Origin of the sequence: Cupriavidus sp. L7L (genome assembly GCF_004353535.1) — a bacterium.
Classification (GTDB): Bacteria; Pseudomonadota; Gammaproteobacteria; order Burkholderiales; family Burkholderiaceae; genus Cupriavidus; species Cupriavidus oxalaticus_A.
Genome location: NZ_SMNY01000011.1, coordinates 44,546 through 65,112 on the forward strand (window position 1 = coordinate 44,546; position 20,567 = coordinate 65,112).

A 20,567-nucleotide genomic window follows, 5' to 3' on the forward strand; every position below is an offset into this window, starting at 1 on the left:
CCCCGCAAGTGCCGCTCCCGGACCCTGGTGTCGGAATAGTCTGACGCGCCTTTCGGAACCCAACGCCTGCTTCCCATTACCCCTGCAGCCTACGCTGTACATACGGCGTGGCCAGCAGCGCATCGCCGCCGGCCCCTTATGCGTACGACTATGCGTACGACCACGCAACCAACTGGAAAGGAGCTCGACATGATGAAGAAATGGCTCACTGCAGCAGTGTGTTCGATGATGGTCGCGGCCCCCGCGGGCTATGCCCTGGCCCAGGCGACAGCGCCCGGCACGCCGCCGGCCACCACGGCCGCCGCTGGCACCCGCGCCGACTATGACGCCGCGGCCAAGCAGGCTGATGCGGACTACAAGGCTGCCACTGCCAAGTGCGACGGCATGAAGGACAACGCCAAGGACGTGTGCAAGGCCGAGGCCAAGCGCGACCGCGACGTGGCCAAGGCCCAGGCCGAAGCCCGGCGCGACGGCACGCAGAAGTCCATGGCCAAGGCGGAGAAAGTGAAGGCCGACCGTGACTACGACGTTGCCAAGGAAATGTGCGACGACAAGAAGGGCAACGACAAGGACGTTTGCAAGAAGGACGCCAAGGCTGCCCATGAAAAGGCCCTGACCGCCGCCAAGGTCGACAAGGCCGCGGCAACCGGCTCGCGCACCGATGTGGCGGAAGCCCGCGCAGATGCCAAGAAGGACACGATGGACGCCGCTTACAAGGCCGACAAGGAACGTTGCGATGCAATGTCCGGCGATGCCAAGGACAAGTGCCAGGCTGACGTAAAGGCCAAGTACGGCAAGTAAGGTGGCAAGTAAGCCGACAGGCAGCCCATGCCGGCGCTGTCGCCGGCATGGTCCAGCCGGGCCGCCCGCCAGCCCCTGGCGGACCATTCATCGACGCAATGGCGGGCGGCCACCGCGCGGCCCGTCCGCCCCCGCATGAAGGAGCACAACATGAACTGGGACCAGATCGAAGGCAAGTGGGAGCAGGCCAAGGGCAAGATCAAGGAAAAGTGGGGCAAGCTCACCGACGATGACATCGCGCAGATCAATGGCAAGCGCGACCAGCTCGCCGGCCGCATCCAGGAGCGCTATGGCTACTCCAAGGAGCGCGCCGAGGAAGAGATGAAGGCGTGGGAAAACGACTCGCGCTGGTAAGCCGGTTTGTCACGGCAGCATAAGGCGGGACGTCCTTGGACGTCCCGCCTTCTTTGTTGCCCGGGCTGCGCTCTGGATACCCCCACGTCGTGGGGAGTGATCCCCGCTGCATTAAGCAGGCGTTAGCTCTGTATGCAAAGAAATGAAGCACGCATCACGCGCAGACGTCATAACATGTCGCGTCGCGGCAGCGCGCCAGCGATGGGCGCCGACCTGCCGCTGTACGCCTGCTGGCTACCCGCACCGCGCATGTACGCTGCCCTGCCTGCCTTCGTCTCGTCCACCTTCCTCGGTTACGGCCTCTACGTGCTGGTGACCAAGGGGGTCACGCGCGTGTCGGCATCGTTCTTCCTGCTGTGCGTGACCACCTTCGCCTGGCAGGGCACGTGGGTCTTCCTGTACCAGGCCACGCATCCCGACGTGGCGCTGTTGCTGGCCCGCCTGGGTTACCTGTTCATCCTGTTCCTGCCGACGACGTTCTACCACTTCATCGCCGAAGTGACCGAGCGCCGCCGGGAACGGCCGCTGCTGCTGGCCTCCTATGGGCTCAGCCTGGTGCTGGTGGTGCTGCTGCTGACCACCGGGCAGGTGGTGTCGGGCTACTACACCTATTTCTTCGGCGACTATCCCAAGGCCGGGCCGCTGCATCCGCTGCACCTCGCGCAGACCGTGCTGGTGGCGATCCGCAGCGCCTGGATCCTGGCCGAGGCCCGCCGCAACGCCACCGCCGAACGCCGCAAGCGCTACAACCTGTGCCTGGTGGCGGTGGTGCTGTATTCGCTGGCGGCGGTGGACTACCTGGTCAACTACGGCGTGGCCTTCTACCCGCCGGGTGTGGTCTTCGTGGCGGCGAGCCTGGGCATGCTGGCTGTCAGCGTGGTGCGCTACGACCTGATGCATCCGTATTCGCTGGCGGCCACGGTCGCGCATGAAGTGCGCACGCCGCTGGCCACGATCCGCATGCAGGCGCAGGAGCTGGCGCGCACCTGGCCGCAGGTGCTGCAGGGTTACCAGCTGGCGGTCGAGCAGGGCCTGTGCGAAGACCGCATGCGCCCCGGGCAGCTCGAGCGCGTGTCGAGCCTGGTCGGCGCGATCACGCGCGAGGTCGACGGCACCAGCACGGTGATCGACATGGCGCTGGCCTCGGTCACGCTCGAGCGGCTGGACCGCAGCACCTTCGCGCCGCACGGCATTGCCGACTGTGTCCATGCGGCGCTGGAGCGCTACCCGTTCCAGGGCGATGAGCGCGGCTGGGTGCATGTGCGCGGCATCGATGCGGGCTGGCGCTTCGTCGGTTCCGACACGCTGCTGGTCTACGTGCTGTTCAACCTGCTCAAGAATGCGCTGCATGCGATCCGCGCCACCGGCGGCGGGCGCATCGACATCACCGGCGCGACCGAGGGCCAGCACCATGTGATCCGCTTCCGCGATTCCGGCCCCGGCATCGCGGCCGACGTGCTGCCGCGCATCTTCGAGCCGTTTTTCTCGACCAAGGCGCATGGCCTCGGCGCCGGCCTCGGGCTGGCATTCTGCCGCCGCGTGATCGAGACCTTTGGCGGCCGCATCGAGTGCGAGTCGGTGCCCAGGGTGCACACCACCTTCACGCTGCGGCTGCCGCGCTTCACCCCGATGGCCGACAGCCGGCTGCGCACCAGCACCGCCGGCTGAACCACGCCGGCGGTAGGGGTCATGCCACAACGTCTTGCTGCCTTTCAGCGTGCATTTCAGCGGGTATCAGGCGAGGCGCTGCACTGACGCATGCCGCGCCGGGCCGCTGCATCAGCTGGCAAACCGGGGCAACGCCAGCTCATACTCCTTCACCCGTTCGATGATTCCCGCCGGGAAGCGCGAAATGCGCTTCTGACGGTCGGCAAACACGATCTGCTGGTAACCCAGCGACACCGGCTTGCCGCCCACGCAGAAGCGGAACAGCAGGTAGGCCGAGCACTGGCGCACCTGGAAGGTGTTCAGGTAGCAGTCCACGCGCTGGAACGGGAAGGTCTCCTCGACATACTCCTGGTGCGCGCGCTTGGTCACGAAGACGCCGCCGGCGGCCAGCAGGTTGTCATGGATGCATTCATGGAACCACCGCTCGCGGCAGATGCCCTGCCATTCGAAATAGCGGGCGAAGTACGTATTCATGAAGGCGTTGGAATCCTTGAGGTAGATGTCGATTGCATGGTGGAAGGTCTTGTGTTCGCCGGCCTCGAGCGAGCCTGGCTCCGGCATCGTCGTCGCGTGGTTCAGGACTTGGGGGATCACGTCTCGCATCAACATGTGTTGACTCCTTGAAAGGGCTGCAGGCGGCAGCCGCGCCTGCCCCGGGGAGGTCGGGGCATGCTGGCATTCTGGCCGGATGCGGTGCGCTGATGTGCATGGTGTGGCACGCAACATCATCGGCGACCAGGCCACCTGCCACCGGCCGCTCGATGCGCCGCTGACCGCCGATACCGAAGGCTCTGACCGGTGGCGCCACCGGACCGGCGCGTGGTGTCGCTGCAGGCGGACGGCTCGATGTCACCGTGGTGCTGCTCGCCAACCGCATGTACGCGATCCTGCTGGGCGAACTGGCCGGCGTCGGGGCAAGCCCCGGCAAGACCGCGCTCGACATGCTGGGCCTTGGCAATCCGGACCTGGACTGGGTCAAGCTGGCCAACGGCATGGGCGTGGAAGGAGCGCGGGCGAAGGACATGGAGACCTTCGCCGACCTGTTCCGGACGGCGAACGGCCGCAAGGGACCGTTCCTGATCGAGCTGGTGATCTGACCGGACGATAGCGGCCACGCCGTCGAGCCATGCAACGGCCGTGCCGGATACGGCGGCCGCGGCGGTCAGGCGTCGCGCGGCGGCGCCTCCGCGTCATAGCCCAGCAACCCCGCCAGCAGCGGCCAGCGCCGCGCGGCCGCTTGCGCGGCCCGCCGTTCCTGGTGGTCGAAATACCGGCGCGGGTCGAAGCCGTCGACCTCGCTGCCAAGGACGTCGATATCGCTGCGCGCCAGCGGCAGTCCGCGTGCGTTGGCCGGCTTCATGGCTTGCCCTCGATCCAGACCCCGTCCGGCGTGCGCACGACATAGCCGTTGCCTTCGCGCATGGTCACGGTGGCCTCGTTCTCGCCGACCATCTGCGTCTGCGGCAGGTCGCTGGCATAGCTGGCCAGCGCCGGCGCCTGCGCGGCGAACGGGTTCTCGGCAATCAGGTTGGACAGCAGCTGCGACAGGCCCAGGTAGCTGGTGGGCGCATCGATGGTGACGGTGCTGTTGTTGGGCCTGGGCAGTCCCACCAGCTTGACGCCCACCGGCACGTTGATGATGCGCGGGGTCGGGATCTCGCGCATGCCGGCGATCTGGTTGGCGTCGCCGCGCAAGGCCGCGCCATGCTCGGGCACGAACACGATCACCGCGCGCCGGCCCGATTGCGCCACCATCTCGATGACCTTGTCGATGTCGCCCAGCAGCCGCGACAGCCGCAGCGGATAGGACTCCAGGCTGGACAGGCGGTTGTCGGTCATGCGGTTGCCGTCGTGCAGCGTCACGGTGTTGTAGTACAGCGCCTGCGGCCCGCCGCCGGCCTGCTGGCGATCGCGGAACCAGCGCTGCAGCACGTCGAAGTCGCCGATGACGGGCGAGTTGTCGAACGAGCGCATCGCCACCGGCAGGCCGGTGTTGGGGGGCGGCGCGACGCCGTCGACGCCGATCTCCTTCTGCACTTCCTTCAGGAAGTTGTCGAAGTGGCCGTCGTGGTTGAGCAGCATGCGCGTGGAGAAGCCCGCCTGCGCCAGCGCCTGGAACAGGTGGCACTGGGCCGGCGCCGGGTCGTACAGCGCCTTGTGCTCCGCCTGGCCGCAGGCGGCGCGCAGCACGCGGATCGCCGCCGGCCCGCTGTAGCTGGCCGCCGAGCTGAAATTGGTGAACAGGAAGTCGAAGCGCTGCAGCAGCGGGTTGTCGCGCGCGCGCGCCGTGTCCAGGTCGTCCCATGACAGCGAGCAGACATGCAGCACGATCACGTCGTACTGCGTGTCTGGCGTGGCCGCCATCCGCGGGAAGCTGACCTGGCGCAGCGCTTCCTGGTTGCGGAACGCGGCCAGCCGGGCATCCGGGCCGCTTGCGGCGACCTCGGCACCGCCAGTGCCCAGCGCAGCGCCCGTGGTCAGCGCCGCGGTCGCGGTGCCGGCGCGGGCGCCCGCGATGCCGCCCGGTCCGCCGGCGCCGTACAGCGCCTGCCACAGCGGAACCGCGACCAGCGCACCCAGCACCAGCGTTGTCACCCGCACCCAGCGGTTCACGAGCCAGAAGATCACCAGCGCGGCCAGCGCGACCAGCAGCATCTCGCGCGTGATCACGCGCTGCGCCAGTTCCAGCATGTACGCGGGCGTAAACGCCTGCAGGCTGGTGAACTGCGAGACCACGCGCGCGAACGGCGGCAGCTCCGATTCGCGGTACATCAGCGCGGCGCCCGCCACCACCGCCAGCACGTGCCGCAGCGCGGACAGCGCCGGATGGCGGATGCGCACCACCAGCACCAGCGCGAACAGCAGGTTCAGCAGCCATTGCGGATGCAGCCGGCCGATAAAGAACAGGTACAGCTTGGCGATGAAGTAAAGGTTCCAGATGCCCATTGTCCGAAGCGTGGCGTGGCCGCGTTTCCGTTGTGTTTGAGTTCAGAGCCGTCGCGGGCGCACGCGCTCGGCCAGCGCCGTGGTGGCGCCGCGGAACGCATCGACCAGCCGCAGCAGCCCCTGGTAGCCCATCTCGATCACTTCCTTGAGACCGCGCAGCGGCACGTCCACCGGTTGCTCGTCGACCCAGTGGATCCAGGCGTCGGCGCGGCCGAAGGTGCACTGGACCAGTTGCTGCTCGGTGCGCGCGTCCATGCCGTCGAAACGCACGCCCATCTGCCGCTCGACATTGCGCGTCACCACCGCCGGGAAATGGTAGCTGCGGGTGCCGCGCGACAGGCACACGCCGACGTGCGTGCCGGGCTCGACCCTGGCCTCCACCGGCAGCGCCAGGCCCAGCCCGCCCAGCGAGTAATTCTCGGTCTTGCAGGCGAGCGTGCGGCCGTCGGGCAGCAGCAGCGTCGCCGGCACGCGCATCGGGATGCGGTGCGACACGCGCACCTGGCGCGCCTCGCGCGCCACGCCGATGGCCGCGCCCAGCATCACCAGGTTGGCCAGCGCCCAGCCCAGGTTCATGATGATCGCCGAGGGCTCGAAGGCCGGATCGAACAGGATGCGCCCCAGCCCCAGCAGCAGCGCGATCACGTTCAGCGCCAGCAATACCAGGTAAGGCTTGGAAATGGTCCAGTCCAGGTATTCCTCGCGGATTTGTCCGCCCTTGGCCGTGACGTTGAACTTGCCCAGCTTCGGGTTGATGAACGCCATCGTGGTCGGCAGCACGATGTACCACGCCAGCACCGATTCATAGACCTCGGCCCAGAACGAATGCCGGTAGCGTCCCTGCAGGCGCGAGTTGGTGATGTTGGCGACGAACAGGTAGGGCAGCACGTAGGCCATGATCAGTACCGCCGAGGTATGGATCACATGCAGCCCGAAATACAGGTACGCGATCGGCATGGTCAGGAAGATCAGCCGCGGCACGCCGTAGAAGAAGTGCAGCATCGCGTTGGTGTAGCACAGGCGCTGGAACAGGTGCAGGCCCTTGCCGAACATCGGATTGTCGATGCGGAAGATCTGCGCCATGCCGCGCGCCCAGCGGATGCGCTGGCCGATATGGCCCGCCAGGTTCTCGGTGGCGAGCCCGGCGGCCTGCACGATGCGGATATAGGCGCTGTTGTAGCCGCGGCGATGCAGTTTGAGCGCGGTGTGGGCGTCCTCGGTCACGGTCTCCACCGCGATGCCGCCGACTTCTTCCAGCGGCGCGCGCTTGATCACCGCGCACGAACCGCAGAAGAAGGTGGCATTCCAGAAGTCGTTGCCGTCCTGGATCAGGCCGTAGAACAGGCTGCCTTCATTGGGCACGCGGCGGAAGGTGTCGAAGTTGCGCTCGAACGGGTCCGGCGAGAAGAAATGGTGCGGCGTCTGCACCATCGCGCATTTGGGGTCGGCGAGGAACTCGCCCATCGTCATCTGCAGGAAGGAGCGCACCGGCATGTGGTCGCAGTCGAAAATCGCGACGTACTCGCCCTGCGTGTGCCGCAGCGCCGAATTGATATTGCCCGCCTTGGCATGCGCGTGCTCGGTGCGTGCCAGGTAGCCCACGCCGGCGTCGCGCGCGAAGTCGCGCACTTCGTCGCGGGCACCGTCGTCGAGGATATAGATGCGCAGCTTGTCCTGCGGCCAGTCCAGTCCCAGCGCGGCATAGACGGTCGGCTGCAGCACCCGCAACGGCTCGTTGTAGGTGGGGATCAGCACGTCGACGGTAGGCCAGCTCGCGGTATCGGCAGGCAGCGGCGCCGGCTGGCGGTTGAGCGGCCAGATGGTTTGCACGTAGCCCAGGAACAGCACGATCCAGGTATAGACCTCGGCCGCGAACAGCAGGTAGCCGAAGACAGCCTCCGGCACGCTCTCGAACTGCAGCGTGGTCGTGATGCGCCACCAGATATAGCGGCCGGCCATCATTACCGACAGCGCGGCCATGGCCAGCGTGGCGGCGCGCCCCGGGATGCGGCGCAGCACCAGCAGCCCCAGGATGATCAGCACGGCCAGCAGGAGCTGGTCGCGCAGTGGCAGCGGCGTGGTGCACAGCAGGATGCCCGCGGCGGCGGCCAGCGACAGCGGCGCCGGCATTAGCCACGGCACGCCGGACAAGGTGGGCGACAGCGACTCGAGGCGCAGTCCCACGCGCTTCCAGTCGATGCCCGGCAGCCGCGCCAGCAGTCGCCGGCGCAGCCGCTTGGCGCGGAAGTAGACCGGCTCGAGCCAGCTGCGGAACCAGCGGCGCAGCGCGCTCGGCTCGGGCGGCGCCTGCGGCTTGCGGCGATGGTGCACGTCTGCGGCGAGCGGCACCAGTGCGCGCGGGGGCCGCAGCAGCGCCCGGCTCAGCCAGATGCCGGGGCCGTGCCGGTGGCGCGGGATGTCCAGGCGCTGGCGCAGGCGCCGGCGCATCCAGCTGGCGGTGAGCAGCGCCAGGTCGGGGCGCCCGCGCGGCGGGGTGCGGAAGAACACCCGCAGCAGCCACAGGCTGACCGGGGCCTCGGCGGCCACGCCCAGCTCGCGCGCCAGCGCGCGGCGCAGCGCCTGGAACCAGTCGGCCGCGCGCTGGCGCAGCGGCAGGGGCAGCAGCGCGCGCATCATGTCCGGTCGGCCTCGGCGGCCATCTGGCGGGCGCCCATGTCGCGCACGCTGGCGGGTCCGGCGTTGCCGCGCACGGCCAGCAGGCTCCAGCCCGATACCCACGAGGCCAACCCCTGCAGGTCATGCGCCGCCTGCGAGTACGGCGTGCTGCGGCAGAAGCTCTCGCCGCGGGCAAAGGCTTCGGGCACGGCGGCGTCCTCGTGCACTTCATACGGCAGCAGCTCGCCGTCCAGCGTGGCGCGCAGCAGCACCGAGATATCGGTATGGAGCTGGCGCGCCGGCTGCAGCCGCGTGACCGCGCAGGCCACGGCGGCGCCGCTCTCGCGCAGCGCCGCGCGCAGCGGCGGCAGCGTGGCGCAGGTCTGCGGCTGCGGCGGCACCAGCACCAGCACGAGATCGGCCGCGGCAATGGCCTGGCGCGCATACGGCGACGGCCACGGCGCGCTGTCGACCAGCGCCAGCGCATTGGCAGGCAGGTCGACCTGGGCCAGCAGGCCGCGCAGCCAGTGCGGATCGCGCTCCATCCGCTCGGCCATGCGGCCTTGCTCGGCCGCGCTGCCGGGATCGCCCCACGGCACGAACAGCACGCCGTCGTCGCTGCGCTGACCCGCCTCATTCCACCTGGCGCTGTTGCACAACCCTGCGCCGGCCGGCGCGCGCAGGCCGAAGTGGAAGCCAAGCACCCCGCGCGGGTCGCATTCGACGGCCAGCGCCGGATGGCCGTGCCAGGCCAGCAGCGTGGCGAGTTCGGCGGTGACGGTGGTGCGGCCCGCGCCGCCGACGGTCGAGACGATGGCCACGGTCTTCATTCGCGCTCTCCGCTCGCCTCGCGCCAGCGCCGGCCGCGGATCACCACCGGCTGCAGCTGGGGCGGCAGCCGCACCGCGCGGCGCGCGCGCGGCAGGCGCCAGCGCGGCAGCAGGCGCAGCAGCCGGAAGTGCCAGACGACCCAGGCCACCGGCACGGCCAGGATCAGCCCCCAGATGAAATAGCCGAGAAACAAGTCCATGGTGTTTCCTGTCGATCTTGCCTAGCGTTGCGGCTTCAGCGGGATGGCAAACGCCTGTGGCTGCGCGCGCCGGCCACGGCGCGCGCGCGAGGTCGCGGGCAGCGGGATCGGCGCGTCCTGCGGCGGCAGTTCCGCCGGCGCCGCCACCGGCGACGGACCGGGCTGGCTGGCCAGCCAGCCGCTGTAGTCCTGCACCGGGCGCTGCGCGAGATCGGATTCGAGCCGCTTGAGCGAGCCCAGGATCGATTCGGGATCGCCGCAGCGCAGCTCCCCGCCGAACAGCTCGGACATCGGCCGCACAAACACATGGCGGCACGCGGTCTCGACGTTCTCCATGCGGCAGGCGAAGAAGAAGGCGTAGACCGCGTTGCTGCCGGCGGTGCACAGGTCGCCGGCATCCTGCATCTGGCACGCGCGCAGCGCGTCGACATGCGCCACCTCGGGCAGCAGCGGCAGCTCCAGCAGCACGTGCGGCAGCCGGATCACGCTGCTGCGTTCGAGCGTGGTGCGCACCAGCGAGACAAAGTCGGCGGGCGGCACGTAGCCCGTGGCGGCGGTGGCTACCACCGCGGACAGCGCGTTCTTGTAGTCCGGCAGGATCGGGCGCGAGAACACCTGGCCCTGGATCGCCTCGATCATGGTCTGCACGCGCGCGAACGGCGTGTTGCGGTGGATCACCAGGCTGGCGCCCAGCGTCAACATCAGCAGCTCGTAGCGCTGGCGCAGGATCTCGTGGTCCTCGCGCACCACGATCTTGAGCGCCTTGCCGCCGTCATGGCGCAGCTGGTGCACCTGGCCGGCCAGGGTCTCGAGCTCGGCGATCTGGCCGTAGTGCAACACCACGGTGGCCGCGACCGCTCCGGCGGCGGCGGCCACCGCGGCGGCGTTGTCGTCGACCACCTGCCAGTGCGCGGGGATCCAGCGTTCGCGCAGCACGGCTGCGCGGCTGACGATGAACCGGTCCTCGTCGGGGGCCAGCAGCGTCGGCGCCTCGCCGGGCGCGATGGCTTCGTCGGCGCCGCTGCCAGCCACCAGGCCGCGGTCTACCGGCGAGAAGCGCAGCGGCACCATCTCGGGCGGCAGGATCGCGTCCTTGTGGCGCCAGAAGCCGACTTCCCAGACAAAGTGCCCGTGCTGCTGCGCCAGCCGCGCGACGCCGGCGAAATGCCGGTGGAACCCCGCCAGCGACGCCAGCTGCAGCGTTTCCGTGCCGCCGGGCGGCGCCATCACCAGCAGCACGCCACAGCTGTTGCTTCTGCACCATCGTGCCAGCAGCTCGCCGTCATCGGCCAGCGCGACCGGGTCGTCCCAGCGGAAATACGCCTGCGCGCCTTCCACCAGGAACTGGCTGCCCTGTGCGCCGCACTGGTCCACCATGGCCTGCAGCGCTTCGGTCAGCACGGCGATGCCGGAGCGGCCGGGCACGCCACGCAGCGTGCAGACGTTGGCGCGCGGATGCAGCGTGCGCGAGCGTTCGATGTCGAGGCCGTGCGCGCGCAGCATGTCGGCGATCCCGGCCGGTTCGCGCGGGGACAGTACCGTGGTGCGTGCGCGCAGCAGCCGTGCCGCGCTCTGCCAGAACAGCGCGTCGCAGGCGGGCGTGGCGTCGGCATAGACCACGTGCACGGCGGTGGGCTCGAGCGCCGCCAGCGCCGGCGGCAGCGCATCGATGGCCAGCGCCGGGCGCGCCTGCAGCCAGGCGCGCGGCTTGTTGCGCGTGCGCGGCGGCGGCGGGGCGGTGGGGCGGCTGGCGTCGTTCATCGTGTCGGGATGGCTCAGTAAGTCGAATACGGCCGCACCGGGGTGGGCGGGTAGGGCACGGGGCCCTGTTGCTTGTCGAAGATATAGCGCACGTAGGCCTGCGCGCGGATTGGCGCGTAGTCGCGCGAGCGGTCGATCTCGAACACCGCGCCGGCGACCCAGTGCGGGGCAAGACGGTACTCGATCGCCGCGCCGATGGTATAGCTGAAGCCGCCGCCGGAGCCGCCGCCATAGGTGGCATTGCCGGAGAGTTCCTGCAGCCGGGAATCCGTCGGGTAGTACGGCATCGACTTCTCATACGTGCTCGACAGCCCCACCGAGCCGCGCACGCGCCACGACAGCTTGTCGCGGCGCCCGGTCCAGTCCAGCGGGATGCCGAACGACAGGTAGCGCTGCGGGCTGTAGTAGCCGCCGTGGCCGAAGCTGTAGTAGCGCTCGTTCTCGCTGTAGCGCCAGTAGTTCAGCACCAGGCCGCTGGTGAGGCGCTGGTCGCGCCGCACGAAGACGGGCACGTCGAAGCCGGTGCGCACGGTGAACTCGCGGTTGGTCAGGACATTGTGACCAGTGTAGATGCCGTATCCCAGATCGGCGAACAGGCCAAAGCGCCCCACGTCGCGCGCATAGCGCACATGCACGCCGTTGCGCACCACGCCGCCCCAGGTGGCCGCGGGCGAGACCACGCCGGTGGCCGGGTCGACATGGGCGGGATCGGTGGCGCCGGCGTACGACACCAGGCTGCTGGTGACGGCGCGGCGCGAGACGTCGATGGTGGTCGATGCCGGCCCCATCTCGCCGCGCCAGCGCAGCCCGCCGACGATGTTCTGCCGCAGGAAGCCCAGCGGCGTGGTGCCGATGTCGGCACGCCAGCTGTTGTAGGCGCCGTTGAACTCGTAGCCGGCCGCCAGCGCCACGCCGCGGTCGTTCTGGCCGATCGGGCCGAGGCCGGTGTTGCCGAGCGCGCGGATGCGCCCGAAGTCGCGCGAGGCGGACAGGTTGTCGGCGGGCAGCGTGCCGGCATCGAGCAGCACCGTGTCGGCATGGAAGAAGGTGTGGCCGGTGTAGCCGTGCGGAATGCGCACGTACAGCGGGATCTCGGTTGCCAGCAGGCGCGAGATGCCGGGATCGCCGGTCTTGTGCGAGAACAGCACCGCCGAGGCCACCTGGCCTTCGCGCCGGGCTTCGAGCGAGGCCAGCGCGCGGCCGGCCGCGGTGCCTTCGGCGCCCTCGGGGCCCGGGCTGACGCCCTCGCGCTGCTCCAGCACGCGCGCCTCGCGGTACAGCGCCGCGGCCTGGTCGAAATCGCCGCGCGACTGCGCGATGCGCCCGGCCTGCACCGCGATGTCGGCGCGCCCGGGATAGCGCTGGCGCAGCGGGCCGACCACCGCCACCGCCTCGTCCTCGCGCCGCATCGCCGTGAAGCGGCGCGCGATCGACAGGCGCGTGTCGATGTCGTCCTCCGGGGTATCGGCGAGCACCGCGCGCACGATCTCCAGCGCCTGGTTCTCGTCGCCCTGGCGCTCCAGCATGTTGGCCACCATCAGGCGCGCGCCGGCGTCCGTCGGGTTGGCCGCCAGCACCTGGCGCGCGGCGTCGGCGGCGCCGGCATAGTCGCCGCGGGCCTCGCGCAGGTCGGCCAGCGCCAGCAGCCAGCGGCGCTCGCGCTGCTGCGCTGCGGGCACGGCCATCAGCGTGCGCTGCGCCCCGGCGAAATCGCCCTCGGCAATCAGGCGGTCGCTCTCGCGCACCGCCAGCCGCAGCGACTGGTCGTCGAGATCGGCGCGCTGCGCGGCGTTCAGGCCGGGACGCGCGCGCACGTCGGCGATCCACGCGCGCAGCGCATCGTCGCGCCCGGCCGCGGCCAGCAGTTCGCCATAGCGGATGCGCACGTCGATGGCGGGGTCGTCCGGATGCGCGTCGAGCCAGTCCGTGACCAGCTTCAGGCCGGTGTCCGGCTGGCCCAGCGCGATCCATTCGCGCCCGACCGAGGCCAGCATCTGCGGATCGTCGGGCACCTCGGCTGCGGCCGCGCGCAGCCGGGCCATGGCTTCGTCTTCGCGGCCCTGCGCGGACAGCTGGCGCGCTTCGCGCAGCAGGCGCTGCGCGGCCAGGTTGCCGGACAGGCGGCGCATGCCGTCGGAGCGCTCGGCGTCCGGCACGCCAGCCAGCAGCGCACTGGCGGCGTCGATGTCGTCGACCGAATTCAGGTAGAGCGCCGCGGCATAGCGCATCTCGGCGTTGCCGGCGGCGGCCACGCCTTCGTCCATCACGCGCCGGGCCAGCACGGGCAGGCCCAGGTCGCGGTAGGCGCGTGCCAGCGTGAAGCGCGTCCAGGGATCCTGCGGCGCCAGCCGGATCGATTCTTCCAGCCGTGCCAGCGCCGGGCTCTGCTTGCGCTGCGCCAGCAGCTGTTCGCCCTGCAGCGCGAGCAGTTCGGCGCGCAGGCTGCGCAGCTCTTCGGCCGAGTCCTTGAGGCGGCTTGCGGTGCTGGCGATCAGTGGCCCGGTCTCGTCGCCACGCCCGCTTTCATTGAGCAGCCTGACCAGCGTGCGCAGGCTGCCGATATCCGGCTCGGGGCCGGCAAGGTTGGCGCGCAGCAGGCGTTCGGCCTCGGCCGGCTGGTCCTGCGCGATCAGCGCGTCGGCGAGGATGGCGCGGGCATTGGCGTTGTCCGGCTGCTGCTGCAGCGCCTGGCGCGCCAGCGCTTCGGCCTGCGCCGGCTTGCCCTGGGCATTGGCCTCGCGCGCGCGCGCCAGCGTGCCCCAGAACGTGGCGGTGCCCTGCAGGCTGCGCCATTTGCCGCGGTTGCCGGGATCGAGCTCGGCGGCGCGCGTGAACAGTTCGCGCGCTTCGTCGTGGCGTCCCTGGCGCAGGCGCACCAGCCCCAGGTTGCCAAGTGTCTCGCCTTCGTTGCGGCGCTTGCGGTTGGCGCTCTCCAGCGCGGTTTCGGCCTCGCGCACATTGCCGCGCGCCAGCTGCTTCTCGCCCTCGCGCCGCGCCTGGTAGGCCGGGCTGGCCTGCTCGCGCTGGCGCGCGGTGCCGTGCTTGCCCAGCTCGGCCAGCGTCTGGCGCGCGGCGGCGTCGTCCGGCACTTCCTGCAGGTAGGCCTCGTACCACTTGTAGTACGCGGGATCGTCGCTGACGTTGTAGAGCGTGCGCCGCCACATCTTCAGCGCGCCCTTGCGGTCGCCGTCGGGCCGCCGGGCAATGCGCTGCAGGATGCCGAGCCCTTCCTGGCGCGTCGCCTCGCGGTCGGTCAGCAGGCTGGCCAGTGCCATCTGCAGGCGCAGGTCGTCAGGGTTCTGGCGCACGCGCGTGCGCAGCTCGGCAATGGTGGCGGTGCGCCCGGCGGGCGTGCCGGCCAGGATGCGGTAGTAATCGATCGCCAGCTCGCCGCGCGGGGCGCCGTGCGGGAACAGCCTGTGCAGTCGGGCGATCGCTTCGTCGGACTTGCCGGCGCGCGCCAGCAGCCGGATGCGCGCCATCTCGGCCTTGTCGCGCGTGGCGATGCGCCAGGCGTCTTCCAGTTCGAGCGTGGCGGGATGGCCGGGGTTGGCCTGGCGCAGCCGGCGCAGGATCTTCTCGGCTTCGAGCGGGCGGTTGGAGCGCAGCTCGATCTGGCCCATCAGCATCAGCGCGTCGGGCTGGTTGGGATCGATCAGCAGCGCCTTGTCGAGGATGCCGCGGGCCACGTCGGTGCGGTTCTTGGCTTCCCACATGCGTGCCGCGGACAGCAGCTGCGCCAGTTCGGGCGAGGGCTTTGCGGCCTGCTGTGCCTGTTGGGCCAGCGCCGGCGCGGCCGCCATCGGTGCCACCGTGGCGGCGCCGAGCAGTGCCGGCAGCAGGATCGGGTTCAGCGCGCGGGGCATCCGGTCTTCCATGCGGGCAGCAGCGCGCCGTCTTGGGCGAAGCGGTACTGGCCGTCGAGATAGCCGAGCCCGAACAGCGTCAGCACCTGGGTGTAGTAGCCGGCCTGGCCGCCGGGCTCGCGCTGCGCCAGCTCGCGCGTGCGGCGCGCCTGCGCGGCGGCCTGCTCGGCGCGGCCGAGCGCGGCCAGGTAAGGCGCCACCGCGGCGCTGAAGCCGCCGTTGCCCGCGTTGGGGCCGGGCTGGCCGGTCTGGGTATCGATGCGCTCGGGCGGGTAGCCCCTGGCCGCGACATAGTCGGCCAGCGGCGTGAAGGTGCGCAGCAGCGCGGCGCGCTGGGGCTCGTCGGCCGGCAGCGTGCCGGCCCACAGGTAGACGCGGATCGCGTTGTAGGCGCTTTCGGCGCGGGTGGCCGCGTCGGGCAGGAAGCCGCGGCCGGCTTCGTATTCGACCCAGTCGGGTGAAAAGCCGCGCGGCGCGGTGTCCAGCATCAGCCGCGCCGACGTGCCGACCATCTGCTGCCACGCCGGCTCTTCCGGCAGCGCGGCGGCGAGCCGGCGCATCACCTGCAGCGGCACGTAGCTGGGGTTCAGGCGCCAGCGCTTGTCGCCCAGCCTGAAGCCCTGCGGTCCCGGCAGCACGGTGCGGCCCAGGCCGGGCAGCAGCGCGGTTTCCTCGCGCAGGATGCGGCGCGCCAGCAAGGTGCCGAGCGCGGTGAAGCGGCGCTCCTGCCACAGCCGGCCCGCTTCCAGCAGCGCGTAGGCGATCCACAGGTCAGCGTCGGATGCCGGGTTGCTGTCGATCACGCCCCAGCCGCTGCCCGGGTTGTCCACATGGCCGGCGCTGGCTGCCTGCGCGGGCGTGAGCTTGCCCCAGATCCACGCGGGCAGGCGCGAGGCCAGGTCGCCCTGCGCCAGGTTGTTCTCGGTCCAGGCCAGCAATTTCTCGAAGCTGGCGCGGTCATTGGCCACCAGCGCGAAGAACAGGCCATAGGCCTGGCCTTCGGACACGGTCGCCTGCTGGTCCGAGCTGCGGTCGATCACGCGCCCGTCGGCGCTCATGAGGTGCTGGCGGAAGGCATCCCAGTCGGCCCACTTGCAGGCCGGTGCGGGCGCGGCATTGGCCGCAATGGGGGCCAGCGCGGCACAGGCCAGCGCGCCGGCCGCCAGCCATCGGCCCAGCCCTGTCAGCGTGCGCCGCATGTCAGCTCCCGCCGCGCCGCGCCGCCAGCCTGCCCAATGTCCAGAACAGCGACAGCGCCACCACCAGTCCGGCCAGCAACCCGCCGATCGCCATCAGGCTCGGGAAGGCCGACACCCGCACCCAGATGCGCGCATACCACGGCAGGTCGCCGACGTAGTAGCGCTCGCCCAGGCGCAGGCCATCGACCTGGTCCTGCCGGATCACGGTCAGGTCGCCGCGCATCTGCGCCACCTTGCCGGGGTTCTCGAGGGCGTCCAGCACGTCGGCCACGCGGCGGTCCTCGGTGGCGGTCAGCGCGACCACGGTATTGCCGTCGGCCAGCGGCGATTCGAAGCCGACCAGCGCCGCCACCGGGCCATCGGCTGACAGGATGGCGCGCCCCACCGGCGTGACCGGGTCTTCGCGCACGCCGGCGAGCCAGTTCGACCGGATGCTGGTGCGCTGGTCGCGCAGCGAGATCTCGGTCTTGCCGCGCGCGATCAGCAGCGGCAGCGACTTGCCCCATTTTTCCAGCGTGGCGGCGCCGCTGCCGGTGCCGATCAGCAGCAGGTTATGGTCGCGCACGGTATCGATCTTTGCCGTCGGCACCACCGTCACGCGCAGCGACGGCAGGCCGGTCCACTTGCCCATGTGGCCCAGCAGCGACAGCAGCGCTTCCTGGTCCGTCGCGGTCGGCGCGTCGGGCACGACCACGGCGGTGTCGGCGAGATCGGCCAGCCGGGTGAAGGGATAGCCGCTGTTGGCGAAGTACGCCAGGTTGGGCAGGCCGGTGTAGTGGGAAAATTGGCTGAAGTCGATGGTCGAGTCGGGATCGATCGCCGCACGGGCCACGTCGGTCGCGGTGGAGCTGCACAGCGCCGTCTTCTGCGAATCGATATGGAACTGGAACTGCATCTGGTTGTTGCTGCCGACGCGGAACGCCGGGATGCCGACCCGCTGCGCCGCCGACGCGGTGGTGCCCGACAGCAGCGGCACGCTGACCACGTTGTGGTCGTCGGTGCTGGCCAGCGGGCGCAGCCGGTACGAGCGCACCAGCTGGTCGTTGATGTCGATGCTCAGTACCGAGTCGTTGTAGGTGGGCGGCGCGGTGTAGCGGTAGCGCAGGTTCAGCGGCACGTTGCTGCGGGTCCAGTCGTACAGGTCCGCCGGCACGCGCAGGTTGACGCGGATCGGGTTCGGGTTGCCGCCGGCGACCTGCAGGTCCCGCGGGTCCTCCACCAGTTCGCGTAACAGCACCGGGCGGTCGGTCGGCGCCCACGCCGGCGCGTCATAGGGCCGGCGCGGCTTGCCTATGTCGACCGACTCCACCCGCGCGCTGTTGCCGGCCATGGCCACCTTGCCCAGCACCAGGGCATTGACCGCGGTCTGCAGCTCCTGCGCATTGCGGCCGGCCACCACCAGCAGCTTGCGGTCCGGGCTGGCCGGGTTGGGCATGAGACTCACGGTGGGGCCGGCGATCGCCGGCAGGTTAAGGCCCGCCGGAATGGTCTGCGGCGTGACGAAGGCAATGGCATCGCTGCCGGCCGGCGCGGTCCGCGCCACGGGGAAGCGCGCCTCGCGCCAGGCGGCCAGCGCGCCCAGCCACGATGCCGCCACGCCGGCGGCGCGCAGCGTCGCGCTGTCGGCGCCGGCCGGCAGCACGAACGGCACGGTCACGCGGCGGTTGTCGCGGCGGTCGAAGAACGGTGCCGGCAGCAGCGCCAGGTTATCCGGCAGCGACACGCGCGAGGTATTGAGCGTCAGCGTGGTGGCCGGGCTGATGTCGGCCCACAGGCTCGAGTGCAGCGGGTCCTCGCAATGATCCAGCGTGTAGTGCGCGATCAGCCGCACCCGCAGGTGGTTGAAGTCGGTGAAGAAGCGCGGGTCGATATCGAGCTCGCGCGTGACCAGTCGCCCGGCTTCCTTCTCTTCCAGCGGCAAAGTCGCGATGACCTCGTCGTTCAGCGTCAGCTTGATATGCGACAGCGGGAACACCAGCGCCGGCGAATAGGTAAACGCCAGCTTGAGCCTGGCCGCCGTGACCACTTCATCGAGCCGCACGCCGATATCGAGCTGGCGCGCGTGGTCCACGCCGCGCAGCGCGATCGGGCCGTAGGCGCCCATCTGGCGCAGGGTGAGGACGTGGGTGGCGGAGTTGGCCGGCGCGGTTGCGGCAGGCGTGAGGAGCGTGGCTGACGGCCTTGCGGCAGGCACGGACGCGGCGCCCGCGGCCGGAGCTTGCGCGCCCGCCGGCCACGAGAGGCATGACAGGGCGAGCAGGCCGGCGGCGGCGTGTAGCGGGGGCCGGTGGAAGCGGGGCGGGACGGAGCGGGTCATGGGCAGGATGGCAGTTCCTTTGCATGCTTCCAGGGCGGACGGCCCACGCGGCGCGGGAACTTTGATACCCGCCGCGATGGCACGGCGCAATGTTGCGGCAACTGGTACGGCTTCTGGCTGATAACGGTCGCGCAAGTGTAGCTGCAAATGCACCCCGGGGCTCCACTTTGCGACAGCGCTCTAAAAAAGATTCAACGGCGAATAAAAAAGGCGGAAAAGCCACCCTCTTGCCAAAGGGGACATTTCCGCGCGGTTTGGTAGGAGAAGCACCGGCGCGGAAGCACGGCAAGTCGCCCGCGCTTCACTCCGTCCACTCCGGCGTGCCACTTACCCGCAGGAATCGTCTGCCCGGCAAACGCCGTGCAGCACCATCTCTCCCATCAGGTCCAGGGTTGGCTGGTCGGCGATCGCCTCGCGCATGGCATCCAGCGCGGCGTCGTGCGGATCGGCGGGGTTGCCGGCCGCAAGCGGCGTGTCATGCCAGCGGCGCGGCACGGCGGCGGGATCGATGCCGACACCGGCGCCCTCGGCCAGCGCGTCAAGCACCGCCTGCTCGGCCGCCGCGATGGCATCGGCGCTCAGGCGCGCCGCGTGCTGCGGGCCGAAGCTGTCGAAGGCTTGCGCCGGCGGCCCGTCCAGCAGCTTCCACAGTGCCAGTTCGGTCAACGGGGTGCAATTGACGGTTTGCCCGGCCAGCACCAGGCCGTGGAGCCGCTGCCGGTTGGCCTCGCCCTGTGCCTGCCCGCCGTCGCAACGCACCATCACCGCGCCGTCCGGCACGCTGTGCAGGCGGAAGGCGCCGCTGGCGTCGGCGGTGGCCTGGCGCACCTGGCCTTGCGTGTCGCGCAGCTGGACCGATGCGCCTGCCAGGGCCGCGCCGACCGCGGCGGTGCCGCCGATGTCGCGCGATTCGTCATCCCCGCATGCCGCCAGGGCCGCCACCGCGCCTGCGAGCACGAGGTGGCGCCAGTTTCCAGGTTGCTTGCCCATGATGTCTTCCTCAGTGTCGTCCTCAGGGCGCCAGCGCGGCCAGGTCGCGGTGCGAGCGGTTGAACAGGCCGCGCGCAAGCGGCGTCGGGCGGAAATCCACGTCGAGCGGCGAGATGGTGATGAACTTGGCCAGGAACGCCGGGGTCTCGGCGGTGCGGGCGAGCGCCTTCAACTCGGCATCCGCTGCGCCGGCTTCGATCGACACCGTGTTGTCGGCATTGCGCTTGTATGCGGTGGTGAACGAATCCACCGTGCCCGGCACGGTCAGGCGCACGCCGGCCGGGGCCTGGCCGCCCGCGGTGATCGGGTAGTTGATGCTGAGCGGATTGGCCACGGGCAGCAACGGCTGCCCCGCGCGCCGCGTGGCCTCCAGGCTGGCGATCACGCGGGCCAGGAAGGCCCCGGCCTTGGGAAAGGCTGCCAGCGTTGCCGGAAACCCGCTGCGCGCCTCGGCAAAGTCGACGCCGACGCTCAACGCGATGGCCGGCACGCCGCGCCGCGCGGCGAACAGCACGTTCATCACCGTCCCCGAATGCGGGATCGAGTCCGACAGGTTCTCGCCGAAGTTGGCGCCGGAGACGACGAGGTCGGGCGTGAAACCGCTTTCCGGGCCGACGATCTTCAGGCCCATGGCGGTGGCATCGACCGGCGAGCCGCTGCCGATGTAGTCGGCATTGGTGGCGTTGAGCGCGCCGCCGGCCACGTAGGTGGGCTTGACCCGGTGCACGCAGTACGTGTCGGCGCCGCCGGCCAGCGGTTCCACCACCAGCCGCGTGCGTCCGTCGGGCACGGCATAGGCGGCACCGGAGCCGCTCTGGTTGCTGGCCGGGCCAACCGTGATGACGCGGTGCCCGGCATCCTGCAAGGCCTTGCGCACCGCGGTGATACCGGGCGCGGCGCAGCCGTCGTCATTGGTCAGCAGCACATTGAGCGCCTGGGCGGGGGTGGCCACAGCGGCCAGGGCCGCGGCAGCGAGACTCAGCCGCAAAGCGGCGGGAAGTCGAAGCATGGAACCAGTT

Annotated in this window: 15 protein-coding genes and 1 pseudogene; 4 read left to right on the forward strand and 12 right to left on the reverse strand. The window is 70.4% G+C overall.

What is annotated here, in order from left to right:
• The first annotated feature begins 189 nt into the window (after positions 1 to 189).
• The 3 genes from E1J61_RS14685 to E1J61_RS14695 all read left to right on the forward strand — a co-directional run bounded on the left by E1J61_RS14685 (position 190) and on the right by E1J61_RS14695 (position 2,823).
• The gene (locus E1J61_RS14685) at positions 190 to 801 is read left to right on the forward strand and encodes a hypothetical protein (protein WP_133094793.1); all 612 of its coding nucleotides are present in this window, start codon (positions 190 to 192) and stop codon (positions 799 to 801) included.
• Between the two features lie 150 nt (positions 802 to 951).
• Positions 952 to 1,155 (forward strand): CsbD family protein, encoded by a 204-nt coding sequence (locus E1J61_RS14690; protein WP_133094794.1) that lies wholly within the window; start codon positions 952 to 954, stop codon positions 1,153 to 1,155.
• A gap of 249 nt (positions 1,156 to 1,404) precedes the next feature.
• A complete protein-coding gene (locus E1J61_RS14695; protein WP_133094928.1) occupies positions 1,405 to 2,823 on the forward strand; it encodes a sensor histidine kinase in 1,419 nt (472 codons plus the stop codon).
• A 111-nt stretch (positions 2,824 to 2,934) separates the two neighbouring features.
• Here E1J61_RS14695 and E1J61_RS14700 read toward each other — a convergent pair whose 3' ends face one another.
• Positions 2,935 to 3,432 (reverse strand): thioesterase family protein, encoded by a 498-nt coding sequence (locus E1J61_RS14700; RefSeq protein ID WP_133094795.1) that lies wholly within the window; start codon positions 3,430 to 3,432, stop codon positions 2,935 to 2,937.
• 189 nt (positions 3,433 to 3,621) lie between these two features.
• Between E1J61_RS14700 and E1J61_RS14705 the strand changes: the two are divergent.
• Positions 3,622 to 3,920 (forward strand): annotated as a pseudogene (locus E1J61_RS14705) (thiamine pyrophosphate-dependent enzyme); the annotation flags it as partial.
• Between the two features lie 65 nt (positions 3,921 to 3,985).
• Here the strand turns inward: E1J61_RS14705 and bcsR are convergent.
• The 11 genes from bcsR to surE all read right to left on the reverse strand — a co-directional run bounded on the left by bcsR (position 3,986) and on the right by surE (position 20,557).
• Positions 3,986 to 4,183, reverse strand: coding sequence for a BcsR/BcsP family cellulose biosynthesis protein (gene bcsR, locus E1J61_RS14710; protein ID WP_133094796.1), 198 nt, complete (start codon positions 4,181 to 4,183; stop codon positions 3,986 to 3,988).
• On the reverse strand, positions 4,180 to 5,769 hold the full coding sequence (bcsG, locus tag E1J61_RS14715) for a cellulose biosynthesis protein BcsG (protein WP_133094797.1): 1,590 nt from the start codon (positions 5,767 to 5,769) through the stop codon (positions 4,180 to 4,182). Before bcsG ends, bcsR begins: the two co-directional genes overlap by 4 nt.
• A gap of 42 nt (positions 5,770 to 5,811) precedes the next feature.
• Positions 5,812 to 8,406, reverse strand: a complete 2,595-nt coding sequence (bcsA, locus tag E1J61_RS14720) for a UDP-forming cellulose synthase catalytic subunit (RefSeq protein WP_243736871.1) — start codon at positions 8,404 to 8,406, stop codon at positions 5,812 to 5,814.
• Positions 8,403 to 9,215, reverse strand: a complete 813-nt coding sequence (gene bcsQ, locus E1J61_RS14725; RefSeq protein ID WP_133094798.1) for a cellulose biosynthesis protein BcsQ — start codon at positions 9,213 to 9,215, stop codon at positions 8,403 to 8,405. The genes bcsA and bcsQ overlap by 4 nt, the downstream gene beginning before the upstream one ends.
• Positions 9,212 to 9,415, reverse strand: coding sequence for a hypothetical protein (locus tag E1J61_RS14730; RefSeq protein WP_029047114.1), 204 nt, complete (start codon positions 9,413 to 9,415; stop codon positions 9,212 to 9,214). Before E1J61_RS14730 ends, bcsQ begins: the two co-directional genes overlap by 4 nt.
• 21 nt (positions 9,416 to 9,436) lie before the next feature.
• The gene (gene bcsE, locus E1J61_RS14735) at positions 9,437 to 11,176 is read right to left on the reverse strand and encodes a cellulose biosynthesis protein BcsE (RefSeq protein WP_133094799.1); all 1,740 of its coding nucleotides are present in this window, start codon (positions 11,174 to 11,176) and stop codon (positions 9,437 to 9,439) included.
• Between the two features lie 14 nt (positions 11,177 to 11,190).
• A complete protein-coding gene (locus tag E1J61_RS14740; RefSeq protein ID WP_133094800.1) occupies positions 11,191 to 15,042 on the reverse strand; it encodes a cellulose synthase subunit BcsC-related outer membrane protein in 3,852 nt (1,283 codons plus the stop codon).
• A complete protein-coding gene (bcsZ, locus tag E1J61_RS14745; protein ID WP_133094801.1) occupies positions 15,027 to 16,241 on the reverse strand; it encodes a cellulose synthase complex periplasmic endoglucanase BcsZ in 1,215 nt (404 codons plus the stop codon). The genes E1J61_RS14740 and bcsZ overlap by 16 nt, the downstream gene beginning before the upstream one ends.
• A gap of 1 nt (position 16,242) precedes the next feature.
• On the reverse strand, positions 16,243 to 18,558 hold the full coding sequence (gene bcsB, locus E1J61_RS14750) for a cellulose biosynthesis cyclic di-GMP-binding regulatory protein BcsB (RefSeq protein WP_133094802.1): 2,316 nt from the start codon (positions 18,556 to 18,558) through the stop codon (positions 16,243 to 16,245).
• Between the two features lie 327 nt (positions 18,559 to 18,885).
• Positions 18,886 to 19,548, reverse strand: a complete 663-nt coding sequence (locus tag E1J61_RS14755; RefSeq protein ID WP_133094803.1) for a hypothetical protein — start codon at positions 19,546 to 19,548, stop codon at positions 18,886 to 18,888.
• A 22-nt stretch (positions 19,549 to 19,570) separates the two neighbouring features.
• Positions 19,571 to 20,557 carry a 5'/3'-nucleotidase SurE gene (gene surE / locus E1J61_RS14760; protein ID WP_133094804.1) on the reverse strand — a complete coding sequence of 329 codons (987 nt, stop codon included), beginning with the start codon at positions 20,555 to 20,557 and terminating at the stop codon, positions 19,571 to 19,573.
• Positions 20,558 to 20,567 lie beyond the last annotated feature (10 nt).

Excerpts from the sequence above, each read along its gene's own strand:
- E1J61_RS14685 (WP_133094793.1), top strand. The coding sequence starts at position 190 with ATGATGAAGAAATGGCTCACTGCAGCAGTGTGTTCGATGATGGTCGCG.
- E1J61_RS14690 (WP_133094794.1), top strand. The coding sequence starts at position 952 with ATGAACTGGGACCAGATCGAAGGCAAGTGGGAGCAGGCCAAGGGCAAG.
- E1J61_RS14695 (WP_133094928.1), top strand. The coding sequence starts at position 1,405 with ATGTACGCTGCCCTGCCTGCCTTCGTCTCGTCCACCTTCCTCGGTTAC.
- E1J61_RS14700 (WP_133094795.1), bottom strand. The coding sequence starts at position 3,432 with ATGTTGATGCGAGACGTGATCCCCCAAGTCCTGAACCACGCGACGACG.
- bcsR (WP_133094796.1), bottom strand. The coding sequence starts at position 4,183 with ATGAAGCCGGCCAACGCACGCGGACTGCCGCTGGCGCGCAGCGATATC.
- bcsG (WP_133094797.1), bottom strand. The coding sequence starts at position 5,769 with ATGGGCATCTGGAACCTTTACTTCATCGCCAAGCTGTACCTGTTCTTT.
- bcsA (WP_243736871.1), bottom strand. The coding sequence starts at position 8,406 with ATGATGCGCGCGCTGCTGCCCCTGCCGCTGCGCCAGCGCGCGGCCGAC.
- bcsQ (WP_133094798.1), bottom strand. The coding sequence starts at position 9,215 with ATGAAGACCGTGGCCATCGTCTCGACCGTCGGCGGCGCGGGCCGCACC.
- E1J61_RS14730 (WP_029047114.1), bottom strand. The coding sequence starts at position 9,415 with ATGGACTTGTTTCTCGGCTATTTCATCTGGGGGCTGATCCTGGCCGTG.
- bcsE (WP_133094799.1), bottom strand. The coding sequence starts at position 11,176 with ATGAACGACGCCAGCCGCCCCACCGCCCCGCCGCCGCCGCGCACGCGC.
- E1J61_RS14740 (WP_133094800.1), bottom strand. The coding sequence starts at position 15,042 with ATGCCCCGCGCGCTGAACCCGATCCTGCTGCCGGCACTGCTCGGCGCC.
- bcsZ (WP_133094801.1), bottom strand. The coding sequence starts at position 16,241 with ATGCGGCGCACGCTGACAGGGCTGGGCCGATGGCTGGCGGCCGGCGCG.
- bcsB (WP_133094802.1), bottom strand. The coding sequence starts at position 18,558 with ATGACCCGCTCCGTCCCGCCCCGCTTCCACCGGCCCCCGCTACACGCC.
- E1J61_RS14755 (WP_133094803.1), bottom strand. The coding sequence starts at position 19,548 with ATGGGCAAGCAACCTGGAAACTGGCGCCACCTCGTGCTCGCAGGCGCG.
- surE (WP_133094804.1), bottom strand. The coding sequence starts at position 20,557 with ATGCTTCGACTTCCCGCCGCTTTGCGGCTGAGTCTCGCTGCCGCGGCC.